The organism is Neisseria sp. P0021.S005 (assembly GCF_051956955.1).
This window is the reverse complement of the sequence record NZ_JBQCWY010000200.1, coordinates 1-4,922: the sequence shown is the minus strand read 5'-3', so window position 1 is coordinate 4,922 and position 4,922 is coordinate 1. Positions and strand designations below refer to the sequence as shown.

Here is a 4,922-nt window from a genome sequence, read left to right as displayed (position 1 = left end):
GTCTGCTCCACCGCCATCGGCGTCGCATTCGGCTTTATGCCTGCCAACAAGGCTTCCAAGCTCAACCCGATTGATGCGCTGGCTCAGGATTGATTATGTTTCAGACGACCTATTATCTTAAGGCCGTCTGAAATGCTGTTACCCGAAAGATTTTTTATGAAGACGAAACCTTTTTCCCAAGCAGCCTTATCATTGGCTGTTGCCCTTGCCCTAAGTGCGTGCGCCGCACCTAAAGCCAATCCGAACCTGACACTGGAAGCGACCGGCCAAGTCATGAGCGCAGCCGAAACTGCCGAACGCTACGATGTAAACGGTAACTGGTGGGAAATCTACCAAAGCCCGCAGCTCAACGCGCTGATGGAGCAGGCGTTGGCGAATAATGTCGATTTGAAACAGGCCGCCATCAGCGTCAACAAGGCTTTGTACCAAGCCAATATTTTGGGTGCGGATTTGGTGCCTTCGTGCAGCGGCTCATTGGGCGCAAACGCTTCTAAAAACCTGAAAACTGGCAGCCACGGCAATACCTTCAGCAGCCAGCTTGGCTTGAGCTACGAATTGGATTTATGGCGTAAACTCAGTGCCACTGCCGATGCTCAGGTATGGGAATATCAAGCCACGCATGAAGACATGGCCAACACACGCCTGACTTTGATTAATAATGTCGCCGATGCGTATTTCAATATCGCCTATCTGAACGAAGCGATTGAGTTAGCAAAAAAATCGCTGAAGCAATATCAGGAAATCAACCGCATCGCGAATGCCAAGTTCCGCTACGGCAGGGCCGATTCAAGCCAGCCGACCCAAGCCAAACAGTCATTGCTGAGCGCGGAAAACAGCCTGTTGTCTTTGCAAAACAATTTGGATACGCAAAAACAGGTTTTGCGTAATTTGTTGAATTTAAGGCCGTCTGAAAACATGGCCGCCGATCCGGCACAATTCCGCCTGTTGCCTGTCAAAGGCGTGAACTTGGACGTACCGATTACCGTTTTGGCCAACCGCCCCGACCTGCGCGCCGCCGAATACCGCCTGCAAGCGTCGCAACAATCGGTTAACGCGCAAAAACGCAGTTGGTATCCGTCGATTACTTTGGGCGCAAGTTTGAGTACGTCTTCCGATAAAGCGAAAAGCACGTTCAATATCCCCATGTTGGGCGGCTCGGCCACCATCAATCTGCCTTTCCTTAATTGGCAGACCATGAAATGGAAAGACAAAACCGTACAAGCGGAGATGGACAGCGCCAAGCTGAATTTTGAAAAAGCCCTGACCACCGCACTCAACGAGGTCAACACCAATTACCTTGCCTACAAAAACGCGCAGGCCAGCCTTGCCAATCAGGAACAGCGTTATCAGCTGGACAAGAAAAACAGCCATTACTATCAAGTACGCTACCAACACGGTAAAAACGAGTTGAAAGACTGGCTGGAGGCTTTGAATTCAGAATACAGCTCGGCTCAAAACCTGCTGAACCAACGCTATGAAGCCTTAAAATACGAAAATATGGTGTATAAAGCCATGGCGGGACGTTATACGCCGAAATAGCATTTTCAGACGGCCTTTGGTTAATTTCCGTCAACGGCAGTCTGAAAAACATTCAAGCAACTGAATTTTCATATATAATCGCGCGTTTATTTGATTTTATCCGGATAACATTATGGCCTTCGCCTCTCTCTTTACGCTTTTGGACGACATTACTGCCGTTTTGGACGACGTAGCGATGATGACCAAAGTCGCCGCCAAAAAAACCGCCGGCGTGGTCGGTGACGATTTGGCGCTCAACGCCAATCAGGTAACCGGCGTATCTGCCGAGCGCGAATTGCCGATTATTTGGGCGGTGGCAAAAGGCTCTCTGGTCAATAAGCTGATTCTGGTGCCACTTGCACTGTTGCTTTCCGCTTTCCTGCCTGCGCTGATTACGCCCTTGCTGATGATCGGCGGTGTGTATTTGTGTTTTGAAGGCGTGGAAAAACTGTTGCACAAATTTCTGCACCGCAATGAACACGAAGACGGACACGATGCCGAGCCTGAAGTCACAGACGAAAAAACAAAAGTAAAAGGCGCGGTCCGCACAGATTTCATCCTCTCCGCCGAAATCATCATTATCGCGCTGGGCGTTGTTGAGAAATATGACCTGATGACACGTTCTTTGGTGATGGCCGCCATCGGTGTCGGCATGACGGCATTGGTCTATGGTTTGGTCGGCATCATCGTCAAACTTGACGACCTCGGTATGATGCTGATGCGCCAAAAAAGCGCCGCCGTACAAAGTATCGGACGCGGTTTGATTTCATTTATGCCTTGGTTTATGCGCGGCTTGAGCATTGTCGGCACGCTGGCGATGTTCTTGGTTGGCGGCGGACTGATCGCCCACAACCTTGGCTTTTTGCACGATTTCCTCCACGCGCAGCATTGGGACAGTGGCATGATGGAACATATCGTCAACTTGGTGGTCGGAGTAGCCGCCGGTGCCTTAGCTTGCGCAATCGTCCTGCCTGCAATGAAATTGTTTCAAAAAGACTGATTTTGTTTCCCTGCCGTCTGAAAACTTTTCAGACGGCCTCAATACCATTTAAAGCATGAATATTTTCCGTAAACTCGAACAATATTGGCAACATCCGCTGCTTTACTGGCCGCTGGTCATCTTGATTGCCGCCGCGACACCGTTCACTTTCGCCCCGTATTATCATTTCTGGCTGATGCCGCTATTGTTTGGCGCGCTGATACGCCTGATTGAATTGCGTCCGCGCTTTGCCGTCATGACTGCCTATCTGTTTGGATTAATCGGTTATACGGCGCAGTTTTATTGGATACACACTGCCTTGCATGATGTTTCAGGTTTGCCGGATTCATACGCCATCCCCCTCACCTTCCTGCTGCCGGCGTTTCTTGCGCTTTATCCGGCCCTCTGTTTTTGGGTGTGGAGAAAATGCAACCTGTCGCGCTGGGCTAAAACCGGCTTCCTGCTGCCGATTTTATGGACGCTGGCAGAATTTGCCCGCGAACGTTTTCTGACTGGATTCGGCTGGGGTGCAATCGGCTACTCCCAAATCATCAAAGACAGCCCGTTGGCAGGCTTCGCGCCTTTGGGCGGCATTCACATGGTTACGCTGGCAACCGCTTTCCTCAGCGCATGGCTGGTGTTGCTGATTGACAATCATGGCCGTCTGAAACACCGCCTGCTGCCCTTATTCCTTATCGTTGCACTCTGCTCCGTCGGCTACATTTCCCAACAAACCGAATACACCCGCCCTGACGGCAGCACCAGCACCGTCGCCCTGATTCAAGGCAATATCGAGCAAAATCTGAAATGGAAGGAAGAGCAAATCATCCCAACCATTCAGAAATACTACGAACAAATCAGCAAAACCAGTGCCAACATCGTCATCCTGCCCGAGACCGCCCTGCCGCTGATGCGCCAAGACCTGCCCGAAGGCATCTTGGAACAATTCGCCGAGCAAGCGCAAAGCAACGGCAGCGCGTTGGCCATCGGTATAAGCCAATATACGCCCGACGGCAACGGCTACGAAAATGCAGTCATCAATTTGAGCGAATATCACAACAGCACTTCCGATGTTATCCCCTACTACGCCAAGAACCACCTCGTTCCATTTGGCGAATACAAACCCTTACCCGCCATTACTGAGCGTCTCTATAAAATGATGGATATGCCTTTGGCCGACTTTCAAAAAGGCGGTGACAACCAAGCGCCTTTGGTGATGAAAGATCAAAAAGTCGCCTTCAATATCTGCTATGAAGACGGTTTCGGCGACGAACTCATCGCAACGGCGAAACGCTCTACCCTACTCGCCAACATCAGCAATATGGCGTGGTACGGCAAATCCAATGCCATGTATCAGCAGCTTCAACAGTCCCAAGCGCGAGCAATGGAACTGGGCCGCTACATGGTTCGCGCCACCAATACCGGTGCGACCGCCATTATTTCCCCTAAAGGCACGATTGTTGCCGAAGCCCAACCGGATACAGAAACCGTCCTCGAAGGCCACGTCAAAGGCTATATCGGCGAAACGCCTTATATGAAAGCAGGCGGCTCAACATGGCTTATCAGCATTTTGGCCGTTATCGGCGTATTCCTTATCCTGATTGGCCGGAAGAAACCAGAATAAAAAATTTAAGACCTTGTTATACAAGGTCTTTTTTATTACTAAAACTATTTACATACAGAAATGTTTGTAATATACTTAGCCAAAACCTAGCAAATCACTCAAATTTTCTAAGACAATCAACCCTTGAGATTCAAGCAGTAAAAACTATTGAATCTATCGTTAATTTACAGAAAAAATCCAACCCATAACAAAACAAACCACAGGCAGTGTTATACTGCTTGTCACACAATAAACAAAAAGCCGTTTTCAGACGGCCTAATCAAGGAGAGCATCCTTTTATGAATAAAGCTTTTGCATTACCCGTTATCCACAGCGGCAACGGTAGCCTCGAGCAATACATTCATACTGTCAACAGCATTCCAATGCTGACCGCCGAAGAAGAAACACAACTAGCGGAACGTCAACAAAAAGGCGATCTCAATGCCGCCAAACAGCTTATTCTGTCCCATCTTCGCGTCGTCGTATCCATTGCACGCGGTTACGACGGCTACGGCCTCAACCAAGCCGACCTGATTCAAGAAGGCAATATCGGCCTGATGAAAGCCGTCAAACGCTACGAACCAAGTCGCGGCGCGCGCCTGTTTTCGTTTGCCGTGCATTGGATTAAAGCCGAAATCCACGAATTCATTTTGCGCAACTGGCGTTTGGTCCGCGTTGCCACAACCAAACCGCAGCGCAAACTGTTCTTCAATCTGCGCAGCATGCGTAAAAACCTGAATGCCTTGTCTCCAAAAGAAGCGCAAGAAATCGCCGACGATTTGGGCGTCAAATTGTCCGAAGTCTTGGAAATGGAACAACGCA

The 4,922-nt window shown here is 49.6% G+C and carries 4 protein-coding genes; all 4 read left to right on the top strand.

What is annotated here, in order from left to right; genetic code table 11:
- The first annotated feature begins 156 nt into the window (after positions 1 to 156).
- Positions 157 to 1,539 (top strand): TolC family protein, encoded by a 1,383-nt coding sequence (locus tag ACTHUE_RS10885; protein WP_107792368.1) that lies wholly within the window; start codon positions 157 to 159, stop codon positions 1,537 to 1,539.
- A gap of 112 nt (positions 1,540 to 1,651) precedes the next feature.
- A complete protein-coding gene (locus ACTHUE_RS10880; RefSeq protein ID WP_107792364.1) occupies positions 1,652 to 2,518 on the top strand; it encodes a DUF808 domain-containing protein in 867 nt (288 codons plus the stop codon).
- 55 nt (positions 2,519 to 2,573) lie between these two features.
- Complete coding sequence (lnt, locus tag ACTHUE_RS10875) at positions 2,574 to 4,121, top strand: apolipoprotein N-acyltransferase (RefSeq protein ID WP_107792363.1); 1,548 nt, start codon at positions 2,574 to 2,576, stop codon at positions 4,119 to 4,121.
- A 278-nt stretch (positions 4,122 to 4,399) separates the two neighbouring features.
- The coding region (locus ACTHUE_RS10870) for an RNA polymerase factor sigma-32 (RefSeq protein WP_440423054.1) at positions 4,400 to 4,922 on the top strand (523 nt) is incomplete at its 3' end.